A 17,127-nucleotide genomic window follows, 5' to 3' on the forward strand; every position below is an offset into this window, starting at 1 on the left:
TAGTAACAATTAATTGGGTGAGCGGTGAAGCATCGCTTCGCCCAATTTTTTTGGAAAAATCTAATAGTTACTTCTCTTGATCTTCAGAATCAGGTAGGTCAGCCCTAGAGCTAGAGTTGCAGCCGCAAGTCCTAACAGTTCTCCAGCACTGACTTTATCCAGGTCCAGGATTATAAATTTACGGGCAAGCGCTAGTATGGCAATTAACACCACGACCGTAGTTTGAATAATGCTCTGTTGTCTGGTTACCACGTATTGCAAGGTATGGCTGAATTCCAGTGCAATTAATAAGGTAATAATCTCACCAAAAATAGTCTGGAAAATCTTGTGTTCAAGAGGATCCTTCATGCCCACCAATAGCATGGAGTATACTGAATAAGCTAAACGACTAATAGCAACTATAACGATTATAATAATGATAAAGGTGAGGATAAGGGCAATAAAACTTTCAAATTTACGGTAATAATTGTGTACAGCACTTTCCGGTTGGTTTGGTTCCTGTTCCGGATTAGTCATAATTAACTCCCTATGACAATGCCATGAATTTTGTAGTTGATTTTAAATGCCTAGTCTTCAGCGTCATTAATGACCTGCATATATTTATTTCATTCCGGCTATAACTTCATTTTTCATTAATGAAATAACCTTGCCGCTCATTGGCATCAGTCGGTGCAAAATTACTGGAACCTCATAAGAAATACCTATTCCCAACTGGGCGCTACTATGTGGCATTATAGTGATATCGTATTTAGTCCAAATCGAGACGGGATCGGTCTCTTCCAACAGATGCATTGACTTGTTCAGAGAATTCAGGAAGTCACTGCCGATACGCAGTTGTTTACCACCCTTGTATGGCAGAAAATTTGCCCAATAGCTGCCATGGTGCGGGGTGGCAATAGAAATAAATTTATGTACTCTGCTAATACCGCTCATGGCCTGTAAATAATAGCGAGCGACAATTCCCCCCATACTAAATCCCACCAACGTACAGGTCTCCTCTTCCTTGAGGATCTTTTCCATTTTTGCCATTAACTGGGCCGAGAGATGTTCCATGCCATGCCAGCCCGAGTTGTAGTGCAGGTGAATATAATGGGCGTCAAAGCCGGTTTCAGCGAGGGCGCGTTGCATTCTTAAGAGAGCATTGCCACGATCAAAAATTCCGGGAATTAATAGGACTGTGTGGCTTTTCTGGCGCATTGTTTGACGCGTAGTAGGTTATTTTGAGTTGGGAATGTCGGAAAAACGAGTTGATTGCTTAATCTCTTAGTTAAAGAGTGTAGTTCGCAACTCAACTGCGTGAAGACGTGGATTTCATGGAGATCTATGACTTTATTCTAGATATAAAGATGAATACCCTGAATGTTTGGTAAGTTCTTTTATATGTCTAATCTGTATTTTTAAGTCAATATTTCCTTGGTCGCATGGATTGCCATTTTTGGGACCCGATAATTTGTGACACTTTTATACTCTTAACCATGTGAGTTTATTGGCCTTTCTTAGGGGTTTGTTAGGAATTCTGCTAAATAAAATGATCAAACTTAAAGAATTTGTTGGTTCAGCTTTTAAAGGCTAACTAGGTGTTATAGCTGTTCATATAGAAGACAATGTGACCTTAGGAGCTTATTACATGAATAATTGGAATAGAGCATGAAGGCGTCTTTAAATCGTTCAACAAATACAGATTGGCCAGAGCTTCACTTTCAAGATTGGTCAGATACGGCAGCTACATTACATCTGTGGACACAGGTCATTGGTAAGATTCGCATGGTTCAGTCACCCTGGACCAATCATTCCTGGCATGTGCCATTTTATGTTACCGCAAGAGGGTTGAATACCTCTCTTATTCCTTATGGAGGAAGAGCTTTTTCAGTTGAATTTGATCTTCTTGATCATCAATTATTAATACTGGTTAGCGACGGTGGAAAACAGAAGATACCATTAAGGCCAATGTGTGTTGCAGATTTTTATATGAAAGTCATTAGTGCAATGAAAGATCTAGGCCTCTCTGTTGATATTTATACGATACCAAGTGAAATTGCCAATGGGACTCCCTTTGAAGTGGATATGGCGCACTGCCAATATGACTCAAAATTTACCACGCGATTCTGGCAAGCATTACTCCAAATAGATAGAGTATTCAAAGAATTCCGTGCACGATTTATAGGAAAGTGTAGCCCTGTACATTTTTTTTGGGGGAGCTTTGACCTGGCGGTGACACGATTCTCCGGTCGAGAGGCACCCCTGCATCCCGGAGGAGTACCAAATTTCCCTGACTGGGTTGCACAAGAGGCATACTCTCATGAAGTCAGCAGTGCCGGATTTTGGCCGGGCGGAGGTGGTTTTGAGGATGCAGCATTTTATTCTTACACTTATCCTGCATCTGAGAAATTTGCAGATAAGCAGGTTAAACCGGATGCGGCTTTTTATTCAAAAGAATTGGCTGAGTTTATCCTTCCCTATGATGAGGTTAGGAGATCTACTTCTCCAGATGAAACATTAATGACTTTTCTGCAGAGTACCTACGAAGCCGCTGCGAACACTGGAGAGTGGGATCGGAGTGCTCTAGAAAAAAATTTCACTACTTTTCAGCCTGGATTTCCAGGCTGAAAAGCTATAGCAGACTATTGGTGTCAAGTTAGGATAAATTTTATTGTGTGAAAATACTAAAGATAGACGTTAATATCCCAAGCTTTGCGTTGTAGATCTGAAGCCAATAAAATTTTCATAATGGCAGTATGGCCCTGTCCCCCGATAATAATAACCCTGGTTCCAGGTTGAGCAACCCTCTGTATATTCGCATACATGCGGAAATTTCTGTGCCACCAACTTGCATTACCCTCAGCTCCTAAATAGATATTTTCTGCTTTTACGTCATTGTTCCTAATAGATAGGTTCATGTTTTGCTTGTCATGCTCAATATTATTAGTAAGCTTTAGAAGCTCTCTCAAAGAGAGGGATTTATGTTCTTCATCGGTTCTTCTTTTGAATTCTTTTAAAAATTCTGAATATTCTTTATATCTCTCAGGATCGGCATCTTCCATATATGCTCTCGTAGTCCACTGCCTATTATGAATTTGAATGTCATCATAACAAATGATACCGGTAAGTCCTGCAGTTTTGGCTACACGAAATCCAATCTGCTCTGTCTCATTACTGTTAAGTTCATGGAGTCCATCAATATAGTTTTTATAATTCTTGTTGATATTATCTTGCTCTTTTGGATCACACTCGGCTAATACATGGGTTGGTTTTTGTTTGCCAAGTTTATTTGCTAGTTTTTCGAGATAACTCTGACTTTCATTGGTAAGTACGTTTATTTGATCAGATTTTATAAGGTCTAAGCCAGGATTCTTGAAGTGAAATATACCAAACATCATAACTTTTGCAGGCTCTTTGGTGACTATAGTTCCCTCTGCTGTTTCTTGAGCCCAGATGGTGTGGCAAATTGTAGTGGTAAGTAGGATGGAAAAGATTTTTATAGTTTTTTTCAAAATTGACTCCTTTCAGTACTTCTGTGGAAATAGTTATAGAGCTATTGTTAGATGAAGCTAGCCTTATGTTGGATAGCATATTAATTAGAATGTTTGAGGTAGACAAAGGTTAATAATTTTTCTAGGGGCCGTCTAAGTCAACTAATATAGACAGCTCCTAGAAATCCTGAAAGAATACAGAGAATAACCCTAGAGATAGTCGTTAATATCCCAGGCTTGGCGTTGAAGGTCAGTGGCAAGTAGAGTTTTCATAATGGCGGTATGGCCAGAGCCTGCAATGACTATTATCTTAGCTCCTGGTTGTGCTTTGGCCTGAATATTGGCATACATACGGAAGTTTCTATGCCACCAGCTGGCGGAAGCGTCGGCTCCGGCAAAGGCTTCTCCAGCAGCAATATCGTTGTTCATAAGATATAGGTTCATGTTCTGCTGATCTTCAGTAGGATCGTTGTTCAATTGAAGCAATTTTTTTAAAGTTAGTGTTTTGTGGCGCTGGCCGGTTTCTTTGCTCAACTCTTTAAAAAAGGCGGTGTTACTAGCATTTCTTTCAGACTCATATTTTTCCATATATGCCCTGAGTGCCTCGCCATTATAATGTACTTCATTTTCGTCATAGCATATAACCTCGCTTAGACTTGCCTTTTGAGCAATTCGGAAGCCCAGTTGTTCATTTTCATTATTTTTTAGTTGATGCTCGCCTGCAAGATAAGAGGTAAATTCTTTATTGATCTTTTTTTGCTGAGATGGATCACACTCCAGCATTACATGCGTAGGTGATTGGCTGGCCAGTTTGCTGGTAAGCCCTTCTATGTAGTCCTGATTTTCAGGAGTAAGCACATCAATAACTTCTGACTTGACGTAATCCCGTCCAGGGTTGGAAAAGTGAAAGGTACCAAAAAGCATTATCTGAGCTTTTGCTGATTCATTTTTTTCTTTTTGAGCGGAGTAGCTGTTTCCAGCCAAGCCTGTGGCACTCAACATTAAGATAAGGGTGCAGGTAGTAAGTTTTTTAATACCCTTCATTATTAAAATCCTTTTAAGTTCAGGTTGATTTGTTTTCGTTAGTTTAAAGTGTTTTATGGGTAAGTTTTGTATTTTCTTGCTGCAGTCTCTCCACTGCTATTGCTAGTTTCTATATCTAAAGAAGTACCTGACAGATAAGTGTGAGAGTTACTATTTGTCCTATTTAAAAGTTAAGTAATAAGCTGAAAACTTTCGAAATCAGAAATTGCTAAACCTTAAAGACGCTAGTAAAAAGAATACCATTTCAAGCTCTCCCTGCTATGCCTGGTTCTCAGTGGAGTTGCAGTTTAGGGGCTTTTCAAGCCCCTCTTTTTTAACGGGACTAAAAACTACCGCGCATTTGAGAAACAGTAGCATTGGCATTACGCATTCTTGCCGCTTGTGCCACTTCCTTATCTACAACGGTTTTACCTATCGGGGATAAAGAAATACCGGCTAGCTTCAGGTGTTGAATGCCAAAGGGAATGCCAATGATGGTGATAAAACAGGCAATTGCATGGACCAAATGACCAATTGCCAGCCAGATTCCAGCGAATAGGAACCAGATGATATTGCCTATCAGACCTAACCCACTGGTACCAATGTCCTCATTTAAGGTGAGCTCCTTGCGTGAAATGGCTTCACGCCCAAAGGGAAAGAATGAGAGTTTGCCCATTACAAAACAGGCCCTGCCCCATGGAATCCCGATAATGCTGATAAAGGCAATTAGAGCAAAAAACCACCAACAAAGGCCCATAAAGATCCCGCCGAGAATAAACCACAAGAAATTACCCAGGGTGCGCACACCAATCTCCTCTTAAGTTGTTGTGGGAATTGATACAGATGGTATTCAGGTACCAAGACTTAAGCCTTTCCAGTTGCTCCTAGCCAGCAACTTCTAGAAAGGTGATATCAGCTACCTTTGATAAACCTATGCTGCTTAGACGCAGCATAGAATTTCTTTAGATGCATTAGGGCAAAAATTTTAATAAACCACAATAGTTGATACTTGGAAGTCACTTTTATTGGTTGGCTTATTAAGGTGAGGTGGCTTCGGCGAGTGTCCAATATCGTTAGGGTTTACCTTTTGGATTTACTGGATCAGTTCATTTACTGGTGCATTGATATTGAGTAAACGTTTACATTGATCCTTACCAAGGACAGGTAGAGAATTATCCAAAAGTCCCATTTGCTTGAGTACTGTGGCCTGATCCCAATAAATATGTTCCGAATCGATCTTATCGTTTTCAAAAGTAATAATCCCAACAAAAGGAATAGATAATTTCTTATTGGTAGCTTTAATACCTGGGGCGAACCAGTCCATTTGCAGGGAATGGGTCAAATGCAGGATAAATTCGTCGATAATTCTGTGCTCCCCCACTGTGCGAGTTAGTAATTCCAGTTCGATATCTGGGGGCATCTGTGGAATAAATATATCCCGATAGAAGTTTCTAAGCGCTTCCTTGCCAGTTGCTCCTGTATTTACAGGTACATGAATTAAGACAGGGTTTTCCGTCATAGTGGCAATGGCAGCATCAGCGTCTTTCAATTCAAATTCAGCTGCTGTATGTGTCTCCCAAATAGAGATAAGTTGTTCTTCCCGTTTATTCATATCTATCTCCAACATGAGAATTTATCCTTGCAGAGCAATTAGCCTGTTAAGTTTCACTCTAGTTTCACTTTAATGGAAATACTGGAATCAGGATTCTTATGCCACTAATGTCCATTAAATTGATTGCAATATAGTTTGAAATGGTGAGGTTGTTGTCGTTTCAGGAGGTTTTGTGTGAATTAGACTGGATATTGGGTAGGAGGGACACTTCTATTCGAAAGACCCTTAGAGTTGATGTTTATCTTAAATTTGGGAAAGTAGAGGCGCCTTACAAAACTTTAGGTATTTACACTCAAAGTTTCTTGTAAAGCGCGCTGATGTCCTTAGCTGCGCCAGTAGTTATTGGCGGCAGCAACTGTCTGGTAGTTGATGGCAACTACCTGGGATGAGGCGATCAAGCTATCTGCGTTTTCCCCGTAGGAAGCTCTCAACTGGCTTCTTACTTCATCCGAAGGTTGAGTGTATTTCACTCCCATTCTGGACAGCTTTATGGCCAGCTCAAAACCTTGTTGAGCATTTTCTGTAATCAAGCTTTCTAACCACACTTGTGACATGAACTTCCCTCTCCTATGTTTGAAATCTTTGATGGGTTAAATATACGCTATTGACGCTAAAAATGAAGTTCCAGAATGTGAAGCTTTTTCAATTTTATTAAGCCAATACATACTTACTGATATGTTGATTAAATTGGATAAGATCAAAAGAACCTTTGATTTCAAACTTGACTTCGCCCACTTCGCTGAGATAAACCACGATTTCACAATCCAGGTCAAAGGTTCCTGAGCTCTCGACAGAAAATGCCTGGATTTTACTGTAGGGCAGAGAGGTGTAATCGACCTTGGAGCCCGTTATTCCCTGGACATTGGCTGCGATAATCCTCTTGTTAGTAAAAACCACCTGATCCCGAATGGTTTTGAAGCCTGCGAAAATAGCCTCTCCTTCAATCAAAAACTTATTGAAGTCATCCCTAGCCTCGGAGATCTCAATAGGCTTGAGTTTGAATATGGGTGAACTCTTAAAATCGATCATAACGCTTCCATGTGAATTATTCTTACGCTCATCCATTGTATAGATGATCCGCTTTTTTAATAGTGAAAAATTTCTTGATTGTTTAGTGGTCTGAAGATTTTTTTGACTGTACTAACGAAGCAAGAGAAGCCCCAATCCTCACCTTGGGCAGGTATCATCTTCACAATTTAAGTTTCTGTGCTTTTTTCCGGAGCTAGTTTTTAATCACTAAAACCTGTAAGAACAGCTGTACAGCCGGGTGCTCCGCTGCGCTCTTTTTAAAAGTTGCCGCATTCTGAATTCGGTAGTGAAAGCGTTCGGCTATTAGGGGCTTTAGCTTGCCAGTTTCCACATATTTTTGTGCGAGGTAATCCGGCAGAAATCCCACAAAGCAGCCGGACAGAATCATTGAGAGCCGCGCGGCCATATGATTGGCGGTGGATCGTTTTGGGAAGAGGCGGTATAGATGGGCGGCGCCGGAGAGCACGGCGTGGCTGGGTGCGGCCAGCTCCTGCTGAGTAAGTAATTCCTCGCTGACCTGGTCGGCCTGGGCACAGAGGTGTTGGGCGCCACAATAGAGCGTGGACTGGTGCTGAAACAGCGGTCTGTATTCCAGGCCTGGCCGGCGTGAGTGTAGGGGGTTGATACCGACATCAGCGCGGCCGGCGAGTATTTCCAGTTCCAGTTCCTGCGGTGCGGCAAGTTGTACTTCCAGGTGCAGCTGGGGAGCCTGCTGGCGCAGGTGGGCAATAGTTGCCGGCAGGTCCAGCTGTGGTATCTCCAGCACATCGTCAGGCATTACCAGACGCAGGGTTCCGGTGAGGTGGGACTGAATGGCATTCACCTGGCTTTTAAAGGCTTCCAGGTGGCCATCCAATTCGAGGATGGCCTGGTAAAGGGATTCCCCCTCAGGTGTCAGCTTAAAATCGGCACGGCCGCGGGAGCGCAGGCACAGCTGCATACCCAGGCGGGTTTCCAGGTCGGAGATATGTACGCTAATGGTGGAGCGGCCGATATTGAGTGCCACCTCCGCAGGGGCCAGGCCACCAGCGCGTACTACTTCGCGGAAAACCCTAAGCAAACGCAGGTCTATGTCGCTGAGGCGTCCCCCTAAGGCGCTTTTTGTCTTGCCCATCTACCAACTTATCCCGTGTTTTCTGAGTTTGTTTGCCATAGCGTATCCACTGCCAACGGAGAGAGGGCTGGGTGGTCAAGCCACTTCACGCTTAAGTTTGATAAATATAAACTTTAGTTCGAGAAATACTACTATTCACCCCGGACTGCTGCGGCCAGAATCGCCGCAATACCATTAATAACACCAAATTATCAGGAGTTTTCCGGTGAAACTGGCGAATCCAAACCTGTTGAAGTCTCAGAACTATATCAATGGAGAATGGCGGGATGCCGCGGGCACCGCAGAGGTGCGCGATCCGGCCAATGGCGAAGTGCTGGGCTTAGTGGCCGATGGCTCAGCGGCGGATGCAGAGGCAGCGGTAGCCGCTGCCAGCGCCGCTTTCCCCGAGTGGAGCCGCCGCACCGCCGGCGAGCGTGCCGCCATTCTCAAGCGCTGGTACCAGCTGATTATGGATAACAGCGATGATTTGGCACGTATTCTTACGCTGGAGCAGGGCAAGCCACTGGCGGAAGCCAAGGGCGAGATTATCTACGGTGCCTCTTTTATCGAGTGGTTCGCTGAGGAGTGCCGCCGCGCCTACGGCCAGACGATCCCCACTCACAATCCGGCAATGCGTCTGAGCACCATCCGCCAGCCGGTAGGCGTGGTAACCTGCATTACCCCGTGGAACTTCCCCAACGCTATGATCACTCGCAAGGCGGCACCGGCGCTGGCAGCCGGCTGCACCGTAGTGATCAAGCCTGCGTTGGAAACCCCACTGTCCGCATTGGCGCTGTGCCAACTGGCAGAAGAGGCGGGGCTTCCCAAGGGCACCATCAATGTGGTGACCGGCAGCGATTCGCCGGGAATTGGCAAGGTACTGACCCAAGACCCGCGCGTGGCCAAATTTACCTTCACCGGCTCCACCGCCGTGGGCAAACTGCTGATGGCACAGTGCGCCAGCACCGTGAAGAAGATGTCCATGGAACTGGGCGGCAACGCGCCTTTTATCGTATTCGACGATGCGGATATGGAGACGGCGGTGCAGGCCTGTGTCGCGACCAAATTCCGCAACGCCGGTCAGGTGTGTGTGGCTACCAACCGCATTTACGTACATGAGTCGCTGCACGATGAGTTTGTGGAAAAATTGCGTGCGGAAGTGGCGGCGCTGAAAATCGGTCATGGCACCGAAGAGGGTGTCAGCATGGGGCCGATGATTTATCGCCGTGCGGTAGATCGGGTACAGGATCTGGTACAGGATGCGGTAGAAGCCGGGGCGAAAATCGAGATTGGCGGAGAGCAGCTGCCCAATGGAGAAAACTATTTCGCGCCCACCCTGCTGACCGGTGTTACGGATGCTATGCGGGTGGCTCAGGAGGAGAACTTTGGTCCCATCGCCGCAGTACAGAAGTTCACCGATGAAGCCGATGTGATCCGCCGTGCCAACGACACCCCTTACGGTTTGGCCGCTTATGTGATGAGCGAGAATATTCGCCGCGCGAACCGTGTGGTGGAAGCGCTGGAATACGGCATGATCGCCTGTAACACCGGGGTTTTCTCTACCACCGTAGCACCCTTTGGCGGCAACAAAGAATCCGGCATTGGCCGCGAGGGCGGTGTCGAAGGTATGGCCGAATTCTACGAGACCAAATACTGCTGCTTCGGAGCCTAATTTTTCGTTTCGAACGGCAGCGCTGCGCGCTTGTCTGAGAGTGCACGAGCGCCTGAACAATTCTCGGGAGTCGCAGACTCCCTTTGTAAATATTTTGAAGTTTCAGGAAACTTGCGGAGATACAGTTTATGTCTGAAATGCCAACCAATGCTTTCTGGATGCCCTTTACCCCCAACCGCACCTTTAAATCCGCTCCGCGGATTGTGGAGAGTGCCGAGGGTATCTACCTCACCGAAAAAGGTGGTCGCCAGATTATCGATGCCACTGCTGGCCTCTGGTGCAGCAATGCCGGTCACGGTCGCACAGAAATTGCTGAAGCGATTTACCAGCAGGCGAAAACCCTGGATTACAGCTCCATCTTTAATTTTGGCCACGATTTGGGCTTCGAATACTCCGAGCGTCTGGTTAAGCACACTCCAGATGGCCTCGACCATGTATTTTTTGGTAACTCCGGTTCCGAGGCCGTAGAAACTGCGCTGAAGATCGCATTGCAATACCAGCGTGTACGCGGCAAGGGCACCCGCACTATGTTTATCGGCCGTGAGAAGGGCTATCACGGCGTGAACTTCGGCGGTATTTCTGTGGGCGGTATCGCACCCAATTACCAGGGCTTTGGCCAGCCGGTGAAAGCCAACCATATGCGTCACACCCTGGATATTGAGCGCAATGCTTTCAGCCGCGGTTTACCCGAGCATGGTGTGGAATTGGCGGAAGATCTGGAGCGCCTGGTGGCCTTCCACGGTGCTGATCAAATTGCTGCAGTAATCGTCGAGCCGTTTGCCGGTGCCGGCGGTGTGGTACTGCCACCGAAGGGCTACCTGAAGCGCCTGCGTGAGATCTGTGATAAGCATGATCTGCTGCTGATTTTTGATGAAGTGATTTCCGGTTGGGGCCGTACCGGCTCAGCCTTTGCCTCCATCGAGTTCGATGTCACCCCGGATATGATCACCTCTGCCAAGGGCATTACCAATGCAGCGGTGCCCTTGAGTGCAGTGTTTGTGAAAGATGAAATCCACAACACCATCATGGATGCAGCCGCGGAAGGCATGGTGGAATTTTTCCACGGCTACACCTACTCCGCACACCCGGTGGCCTGTGCTGCGGGTATGGCGACCCTGGATATTTACGAGCGCGAGGGCCTGCTCACCCGAGCCTCCGGTGAGATCGGCCAACACTGGGAGAACGCCCTGCACAGTCTGGCGGACCTGGACAATGTGATCGATGTGCGCAACTACGGCCTGGTTGGCGCTATCGAGCTGCGCGCACCTGAAAACCTCAAAGGTAAGTTCGGTGGCAAGGCTTCCGGTATGGCTTGGGAGGCCGGTGTCATGGCACGTGGTATCGGTGATGCCCTGTGCATGTCTCCACCGCTGATTATCGAAAAGCACGAAATCGATGCGATTGTGGATAAGCTGCGCGGTGTGATCAGCGAGCTGGCTTAATCCATAACCTCTACCGGCAGCTTTATAGCTGCCGGTATTTCTCTGTTTTTCTTACCTTTATTTTGTCTGTTTTTCTCGCCGTTATCCGTTATCCGTTATCCGTTATCCGTTATCCGTTATCCGTTATCCGTTATCCGTTATCCGTTAATGGTCCCGCGAACTTTTCTAAGCCCTACACATCAAGTCCCCTTACATCTTCATCCTTTAATTTCTTGCTATCCAGGTTTTTGCGCTTACTGCGCCTGCTTGTCGGTTGCGGCTACACTGGAATTAGCGGCCTGCGGCGCGATCATAGTCTTTGCAGAGTCGACTATTTGGTCGCGCTCGTGGGCCGCCTCCCTCCATAATTTGTTGTTTATCCGGGGAAAACACTCTCTGAGCTGGAAGTCTGCTCAATCTGGCGCTTAACTTAGTGGAGATCTGTAACTCGGGGACTGCTTATGTCCACTGATATCTCCCCCCTCGCTACTGGCCCCATATTGAAGGTGCTCTCCGCCAACTGGTGGCTGCTGTTATTGCGCGGCGTAATTGCAGTGATCTTCGGTGTGCTGACATTTATTTGGCCGGGGCTGTCACTGCTCACTCTGGTTTTTCTATTTGGTATCTACGCCCTGCTCGATGGTATTTTTTCTCTGGTTGCAGCGGTTATGGGGCGTCATGCGAGCACTCCTCTATGGTGGCTGATTGTGTCTGGCCTGATCAGCCTGGCTGCGGGAATCGTGACTTTTATGTTTCCCCAGGTAACCGCTTTGGTGCTGGTGATTTTTATCGGCGCCTGGGCTTTTGTGCGGGGGATTTTTGAGATTGTCGGGGCGATCCGACTGCGAAAGGAAATTGACAACGAGTGGTTGTTGATCGCGATTGGTGTGCTCTCGGTAATTTTTGGCCTCGCAATATTGGTGAGCCCCGGAGCGGGCGCCCTGGCACTGGTGTGGGTAATCGGGGCTTATGCCATTATCTTTGGCCTGCCTATGATCTGGCTGGCATTTCGCCTGCGCAAACACAATAACGGTGAGACTTAGAGGCAGAGCTTGCCGAAAGGGGCCAGTGCAATGCCAGAGTATCCGCACTGGTTATTGGCAGAGAGGTTTTAAGCGAGCAGGGTGAGAAAATATTCTTACCCTGCACGGGAGAGAGAAAAAATAACAGTTTTATTGTTTTGCCAGATCTACCGACTTTGGCAAAGCTTCCATCAGCGACTGACCTTTTTCCTGCAGTGCCATACACAAATGAATGCGCTCTTCGGTCTGCGCCAGGCTGCGCTGGTAGCCGGGAGTCAGCTTACCGTGCTGGGCGAACAGCTGCTGCAGTTCATCCAGATGCTTTTTATCGCAGAAGGCGCTGGCAAATGTGGGAGTGTGGCGGCGCATTTGCGCGGGAATTTTATCCACGACCGGAACAAAATTATCCCGCAGCCAAGTCCAGTTTTGCTCCTGTACCAGCGGTTGCGTCAGGGCGTAGCGGATTAGGGCAAATGCCTCACGCGGGCCCATCTCTTCACTGAGAGCCAACTGTTGAATAGTCTCCAGCTGCATGGGGTTATTGCTGTTGCCGATAGCGTTGGCACTGGCGTTTTCAAAACGCGGATCATCTAGCTCGGTGCGCACTTTAATCAGGTGCGTGAGGAAACCCTGACCGGCATCCTGGATAGCCACGGTCAGGGCGGCTTCATAGAGATCGGAATTCAGTGCTTGAGGATCGCGCCCGGTTTTATAGCCGGTAAAAGCAATAGCCTTCTCCATTAATTGTTTGCGTGTATCCGGATCTTCCGCCACCAGCGCCATAAAGCCGAGCAGGGCGCTGTGCAGCATTTGCTGGTCGGCATCATCGCTGCCAGCGCTGTCGCCCAACAGCGGCAGATACAGGTTCTGGGCAAAGTTCAGGAAGGCCAAGCGCTGGTTATCATCCAGATAATTATCGCGGTATTTACGCAGGTAACTTAGGGGCATGGCAATTACCTGGCGCTTGTCTGCCTTGGCAGATTGGCGCACGACATCGAGTAGCCGAGGAGCGGATAGCTTGCCGGCTTCGAAGGCGGCGAAGGCACTGTCGATAATTGAGAGTTGCTCCGTAGGGGCGAACTGGGTAAAGCGCTCGGTAAGGGCTTGCCACTGGGGCTCCGGCAGGTTCCAGCGGTAGTAGCCGCTGCCCTGGGCATTGGGCATTACCCATTTGGGGCAACTGCTCGAAGCAATCGCCAGGGTTTCCTCTTTGCCAGTAAGGATCTGGCACTGCTGTGCGCCGCTATCGCTGATAAAGCAGAAGGGGATACTCCACTGCTGTCCGACTGTAGCAATAGGGGAACCGAGGGGTTTATAGCGACTCTGGATGACATGCAGCTTGGCCTGGGCCGGATCGCTGCAGTCCAGGGTCAGTTCCAGTTGCGGCACACCTTTTTGCTCGACAAAGCTGCGGAAAGTTTCCGTCAGCTCAGGGGTATTGGTTTCCTCGCCGATGACTTTGTAGAAAGAGGGGGAGTCCGCCTCGCCACCGTTGAAGGCTTCCAGGTAGCGCCCCAGAGCCGGGCGGAAGCGCTCGGCGCCGAAGTAGTTATCCACCATATTGATGACACCCAGACTCTTGGAATAGGTGATGGAGTCGTAGGCGTTGCGGATGTTGTTGTTGTCACTCACCGGCTCGCGAATGGCGCGGGTGCTGGCGAGGGAATCCAGTTGCATGGCGCCGATGGCGTAAGTGGCGGCGTTCAGGTCATGGCCGCCTTCGGGCTCTATGATACGCAGCGCCAACGGCTCGCCCCAGGTCGCGAAGCCCTCTTTTAGCCAAAGGTCATCCCACCAGGGTGGGGTTACCTGGTTGCCAAACCACATATGGGCGACTTCATGAGCGTGTACTTCCACCAAGGCTAGGCGAGCGCCGGGTGCGGGGTTATCGCCCACCAAAATGCGTTGCTCGCGATAGGTGATGGCCGCAGACAGCTCGGTAGCACCACTGGGCCACTGCGGCGCGGCGATAATATCGAGTTTCTTGAAGGGGTAGGGGCGTTGTAATTGATTCTCGAAGGTCTCCACCATTTTGGGGGTGATATCGAGGATGTAATTCATATCGCCGCCGCGGCCCTGACGCGCAAAACCGCGTAGCGGGATCGGCTCACTGCGATACTTGCTTGGCGGAATGGCCGCGCGCTCAACCACATCGAAGGGGCCCACCGAGAGAGACAGCAGATAAGTGGACATGGGCGGAGTGGTAGCGAAAGTCACTTTCTCCATGCCGCCTGGCACGGCCTCGCGTTTTAGTTCCGGCCCATTGCTGATGGCAGCGTAGCCTTCGGGCACGGTGAGGCTGATGGAGAACGGCGCCTTGAGGCCGGGCTCGTCGAAGCCGGGCAGGTATTTGCGTGCTTGGATGGACTCGGATTTGGCCAGGGCATAGGCATTGCCCTGCTCTTCCACTTTAAACAGACCGGCTAGGTTGCGATCGAAATCGGCGGCGTAATCGATTTGCAGGGTGAAGCTGCCAGCTGGCAGCGTCTCGGCGAACTCGACCATGGCCACGCCGCTGTCGAGAACCTCATGGTAGGAGGCTACCACTTCACGCCCGTCCGCCAACTGAGCACTGGCTTTGCTGACCGACAGGTTCTTGCCGTGTATCCAGATATGGTTGCTGGCCTGAGCCAGCTGGATATCGATAGCGACACGGCCACTGAAAGTGTCTTTTCGAGGATCGAGGGTCAGATCCAGTCGATAGGCACTTGGCTCTACTCCCTGGGGGAGCTTGCCCTCTGGGGCTTCTCTGATATCCAGGGCCGCCATTTGTAGGCTGGATTCCTGGTCGATCTTCTGCGGGGCCTTTTCCGCCGGGTTGCACCCGGCCAATGCTACTGATAACAGCGCCGCGGTCAGCAGGGCGAGCGGTATCTTCTTGTTCATAGAGAGGGGGTACTTGGCCAAAAAAAGGCCATTGTACCGCTTTGACGGAAAATTACGTGGGGTTGTGAAACCAAGGGATGGGGGAGATGAAACTCGATGGAAAGGCCATGCCCGGCAACGGGGCCGGGCGTGGTGATTACAGGGAAAGTTTACAGGTGCGGCACGGTCAAGCTGGAAACCTTGCTGCTGCTGTAGGGCACTTCGATAGTGTAATTGGTGTTATCCGGTTTTTGATAAATCAGGCCCTGGGTGTCGATAGCCAGAACCACCCGGTGCCCTGGGGGGACATCGTAGCTGGTGGTGAACATCTCCAAATCAAACTTCTGCATTTGCCCGGATTGGTCGCTGTGCAGGGTGATGGGGGCATGGGTGATCAAGCGGCCGAGCCCCAATGGACCTACATCGTAGAGGTGCGCATTCAGCTGCACTTCTTTTTTACTCGGTTTCACCCACATTTCGAGCTGCGGCTCGCCGCGAATCTTCAGTGTTTCCCACTGAACCGGTGACTTGTATTCAATAGCGAAATAGCCGTTGATGGCCAGCATGGGGGTGTACACCGGGATACCGAAACCTTCCAAGGCGTCGGATATCAGCGGGATACCGGTGCCGGCGAAGGTGTCAGCGCCGCCATGGAATTCGTTGGTCCAGTTCCATCCACTGTACTTGCTGCCTTTCATGCTGCCATTATCGAACATGGTGAAGCGCGGGCGCAGGTACCAGGTGGTGCTCTCCTGAGTTACTGGGTAGTCTTCAAAGTGCTCCAGCTTGTTGCTAATGCGCACGGTCATATCCACCTTGGGTTCACGGTCGATACCGTTGTCTTCCCCTTTAAGATAACGGTCGAACCAACGAAAAGTGGTGGTCCAGATATGTCCGTAATTACCGGTGAGGGTCTCGGTAATGGCGTGCGTGCCGGGATTCAGTAACAGTTTTTTAGGCCCTTCCAGCATGGAATAAAAATCGGTCATGCTGTTGGGTTTAAACAGGTAGTCGGCATAGTTATTCGACATCAACACAGCGGTACCATTTGCATTCAGCTCGTCCACATAACTGACCGCAGAGCGCTCGGCGGCAAACTGGATAACCGATTCAATGTTTTGCCCGTTGCGCAGGTCGCTCCAGAGATGCTCAAGTTCCGCCTCTTTATGGAAAGCGGTGCCTACCAGCAGGCTACCCCAAACCAGGTTAACCGTTTCATTGGGATAGAGCGCCTCAACCACATCGGCCCAGCCGGACATAGCGGCTACGGCATCGACACGAGGATGTCGTGCGGCACTTAACAGCGAAATACCACCGCCGTAAGAAATTCCGGCCATGCCCAATTTACCCACCGGATAGTTGGCTTCGAGCCAATCGATTAGTACCCCCACATCGGCAATACTATTGGCCCCTGCCACATCCACCAGACCGCCGGAAAAACCGAAGCCCCGAGTGGAGTAACTCAGGACCAGGTAGCCATTCTCAGCGAGTTCCTTGGCCTGGAAGTGGTACTGATGTTTTTCCAACCCCCAGCTGTTAGTGAAAATAACCGTGGGGTAGCCGCCTTCGGGGGGAGGTGTATCCGGTACGAAAAGGTTGGCGTCTAACTGGGTACCATCAAAAGAGGGGATATCTATATCGGCGATATATTCTGGTGCCGACCAGGCATAGACCGACATCATAGCGCTGCCGAGCAGCGCCAGTAGTGGTGCAGTTTTCATTTTTTTCTCTCATCAAAGTAAATTATTTTTATTTTTTTGACCCTGTGTAACACATTGGTCAACTGCGCAATATATAGAACCCCGCCGCATATTTGTATGCTGTTTCGGTAAAAAATGAGACGTTTGTCTCGTTGCCTGTCGCTGTCCCCATTAGGTTTTTATGTCGATTTTTTAAATTCCCCTTGTCTTGCTGGTCACA

Annotated in this window: 15 protein-coding genes; 4 read left to right on the plus strand and 11 right to left on the minus strand. The window is 48.9% G+C overall.

Annotated elements, in window-relative coordinates; translation table 11 throughout:
* Positions 1-60: 60 nt before the first annotated feature.
* The gene (locus tag LC073_RS19860) at positions 61-516 is read right to left on the minus strand and encodes a phosphate-starvation-inducible PsiE family protein (RefSeq protein ID WP_226649130.1); all 456 of its coding nucleotides are present in this window, start codon (positions 514-516) and stop codon (positions 61-63) included.
* 84 nt (positions 517-600) lie between these two features.
* Positions 601-1,197, minus strand: a complete 597-nt coding sequence (locus LC073_RS19865; RefSeq protein ID WP_226649132.1) for a lipase family alpha/beta hydrolase — start codon at positions 1,195-1,197, stop codon at positions 601-603.
* A 450-nt stretch (positions 1,198-1,647) separates the two neighbouring features.
* On the opposite strand from LC073_RS19865, the gene LC073_RS19870 reads away from it, so the two are divergent.
* The gene (locus LC073_RS19870) at positions 1,648-2,607 is read left to right on the plus strand and encodes a DUF5996 family protein (RefSeq protein ID WP_226649134.1); all 960 of its coding nucleotides are present in this window, start codon (positions 1,648-1,650) and stop codon (positions 2,605-2,607) included.
* Between the two features lie 56 nt (positions 2,608-2,663).
* Here LC073_RS19870 and LC073_RS19875 read toward each other — a convergent pair whose 3' ends face one another.
* The 7 genes from LC073_RS19875 to LC073_RS19905 all read right to left on the minus strand — a co-directional run bounded on the left by LC073_RS19875 (position 2,664) and on the right by LC073_RS19905 (position 8,248).
* A complete protein-coding gene (locus LC073_RS19875) occupies positions 2,664-3,491 on the minus strand; it encodes a DUF5694 domain-containing protein (RefSeq protein WP_226649136.1) in 828 nt (275 codons plus the stop codon).
* A gap of 189 nt (positions 3,492-3,680) precedes the next feature.
* Positions 3,681-4,514 (minus strand): DUF5694 domain-containing protein, encoded by an 834-nt coding sequence (locus LC073_RS19880; RefSeq protein ID WP_226649138.1) that lies wholly within the window; start codon positions 4,512-4,514, stop codon positions 3,681-3,683.
* A gap of 322 nt (positions 4,515-4,836) precedes the next feature.
* Complete coding sequence (locus LC073_RS19885; protein WP_226649140.1) at positions 4,837-5,298, minus strand: YccF domain-containing protein; 462 nt, start codon at positions 5,296-5,298, stop codon at positions 4,837-4,839.
* A 288-nt stretch (positions 5,299-5,586) separates the two neighbouring features.
* The gene (locus LC073_RS19890; RefSeq protein ID WP_226649142.1) at positions 5,587-6,105 is read right to left on the minus strand and encodes a nuclear transport factor 2 family protein; all 519 of its coding nucleotides are present in this window, start codon (positions 6,103-6,105) and stop codon (positions 5,587-5,589) included.
* A 323-nt stretch (positions 6,106-6,428) separates the two neighbouring features.
* Positions 6,429-6,659 (minus strand): hexameric tyrosine-coordinated heme protein, encoded by a 231-nt coding sequence (locus LC073_RS19895; protein ID WP_226649144.1) that lies wholly within the window; start codon positions 6,657-6,659, stop codon positions 6,429-6,431.
* A 97-nt stretch (positions 6,660-6,756) separates the two neighbouring features.
* Positions 6,757-7,134: a PH domain-containing protein gene (locus LC073_RS19900; RefSeq protein ID WP_226649146.1), complete on the minus strand. Its 378-nt coding sequence runs from the start codon at positions 7,132-7,134 to the stop codon at positions 6,757-6,759.
* 193 nt (positions 7,135-7,327) lie between these two features.
* Positions 7,328-8,248, minus strand: coding sequence for a LysR family transcriptional regulator (locus tag LC073_RS19905; protein WP_226649148.1), 921 nt, complete (start codon positions 8,246-8,248; stop codon positions 7,328-7,330).
* Between the two features lie 205 nt (positions 8,249-8,453).
* On the opposite strand from LC073_RS19905, the gene LC073_RS19910 reads away from it, so the two are divergent.
* The 3 genes from LC073_RS19910 (at position 8,454) to LC073_RS19920 (ending at position 12,363) form a co-directional block, all read left to right on the plus strand.
* The gene (locus tag LC073_RS19910; RefSeq protein ID WP_226649150.1) at positions 8,454-9,899 is read left to right on the plus strand and encodes an NAD-dependent succinate-semialdehyde dehydrogenase; all 1,446 of its coding nucleotides are present in this window, start codon (positions 8,454-8,456) and stop codon (positions 9,897-9,899) included.
* 128 nt (positions 9,900-10,027) lie between these two features.
* Complete coding sequence (locus tag LC073_RS19915; protein ID WP_226649151.1) at positions 10,028-11,341, plus strand: aspartate aminotransferase family protein; 1,314 nt, start codon at positions 10,028-10,030, stop codon at positions 11,339-11,341.
* Between the two features lie 440 nt (positions 11,342-11,781).
* Complete coding sequence (locus tag LC073_RS19920) at positions 11,782-12,363, plus strand: HdeD family acid-resistance protein (protein WP_226649153.1); 582 nt, start codon at positions 11,782-11,784, stop codon at positions 12,361-12,363.
* A 129-nt stretch (positions 12,364-12,492) separates the two neighbouring features.
* Here the strand turns inward: LC073_RS19920 and LC073_RS19925 are convergent, their stop codons facing one another.
* Together LC073_RS19925 and LC073_RS19930 are read right to left on the minus strand one after the other, a co-directional pair.
* The gene (locus LC073_RS19925) at positions 12,493-15,228 is read right to left on the minus strand and encodes a M1 family metallopeptidase (protein WP_226649154.1); all 2,736 of its coding nucleotides are present in this window, start codon (positions 15,226-15,228) and stop codon (positions 12,493-12,495) included.
* Between the two features lie 149 nt (positions 15,229-15,377).
* Positions 15,378-16,928 (minus strand): alpha/beta fold hydrolase, encoded by a 1,551-nt coding sequence (locus LC073_RS19930; protein WP_226649156.1) that lies wholly within the window; start codon positions 16,926-16,928, stop codon positions 15,378-15,380.
* Between the last annotated feature and the right edge of the window lie 199 nt (positions 16,929-17,127).

Origin of the sequence: Microbulbifer variabilis, from assembly GCF_020524905.1 — a bacterium.
Classification (GTDB): domain Bacteria; phylum Pseudomonadota; class Gammaproteobacteria; order Pseudomonadales; family Cellvibrionaceae; genus Microbulbifer; species Microbulbifer variabilis_A.

Excerpts from the sequence above, each read along its gene's own strand:
- LC073_RS19905 (WP_226649148.1), bottom strand. The coding sequence starts at position 8,248 with ATGGGCAAGACAAAAAGCGCCTTAGGGGGACGCCTCAGCGACATAGAC.
- LC073_RS19870 (WP_226649134.1), top strand. The coding sequence starts at position 1,648 with ATGAAGGCGTCTTTAAATCGTTCAACAAATACAGATTGGCCAGAGCTT.
- LC073_RS19930 (WP_226649156.1), bottom strand. The coding sequence starts at position 16,928 with ATGAAAACTGCACCACTACTGGCGCTGCTCGGCAGCGCTATGATGTCG.
- LC073_RS19900 (WP_226649146.1), bottom strand. The coding sequence starts at position 7,134 with ATGATCGATTTTAAGAGTTCACCCATATTCAAACTCAAGCCTATTGAG.
- LC073_RS19880 (WP_226649138.1), bottom strand. The coding sequence starts at position 4,514 with ATGAAGGGTATTAAAAAACTTACTACCTGCACCCTTATCTTAATGTTG.
- LC073_RS19925 (WP_226649154.1), bottom strand. The coding sequence starts at position 15,228 with ATGAACAAGAAGATACCGCTCGCCCTGCTGACCGCGGCGCTGTTATCA.
- LC073_RS19895 (WP_226649144.1), bottom strand. The coding sequence starts at position 6,659 with ATGTCACAAGTGTGGTTAGAAAGCTTGATTACAGAAAATGCTCAACAA.
- LC073_RS19920 (WP_226649153.1), top strand. The coding sequence starts at position 11,782 with ATGTCCACTGATATCTCCCCCCTCGCTACTGGCCCCATATTGAAGGTG.
- LC073_RS19860 (WP_226649130.1), bottom strand. The coding sequence starts at position 516 with ATGACTAATCCGGAACAGGAACCAAACCAACCGGAAAGTGCTGTACAC.
- LC073_RS19915 (WP_226649151.1), top strand. The coding sequence starts at position 10,028 with ATGTCTGAAATGCCAACCAATGCTTTCTGGATGCCCTTTACCCCCAAC.
- LC073_RS19865 (WP_226649132.1), bottom strand. The coding sequence starts at position 1,197 with ATGCGCCAGAAAAGCCACACAGTCCTATTAATTCCCGGAATTTTTGAT.
- LC073_RS19890 (WP_226649142.1), bottom strand. The coding sequence starts at position 6,105 with ATGAATAAACGGGAAGAACAACTTATCTCTATTTGGGAGACACATACA.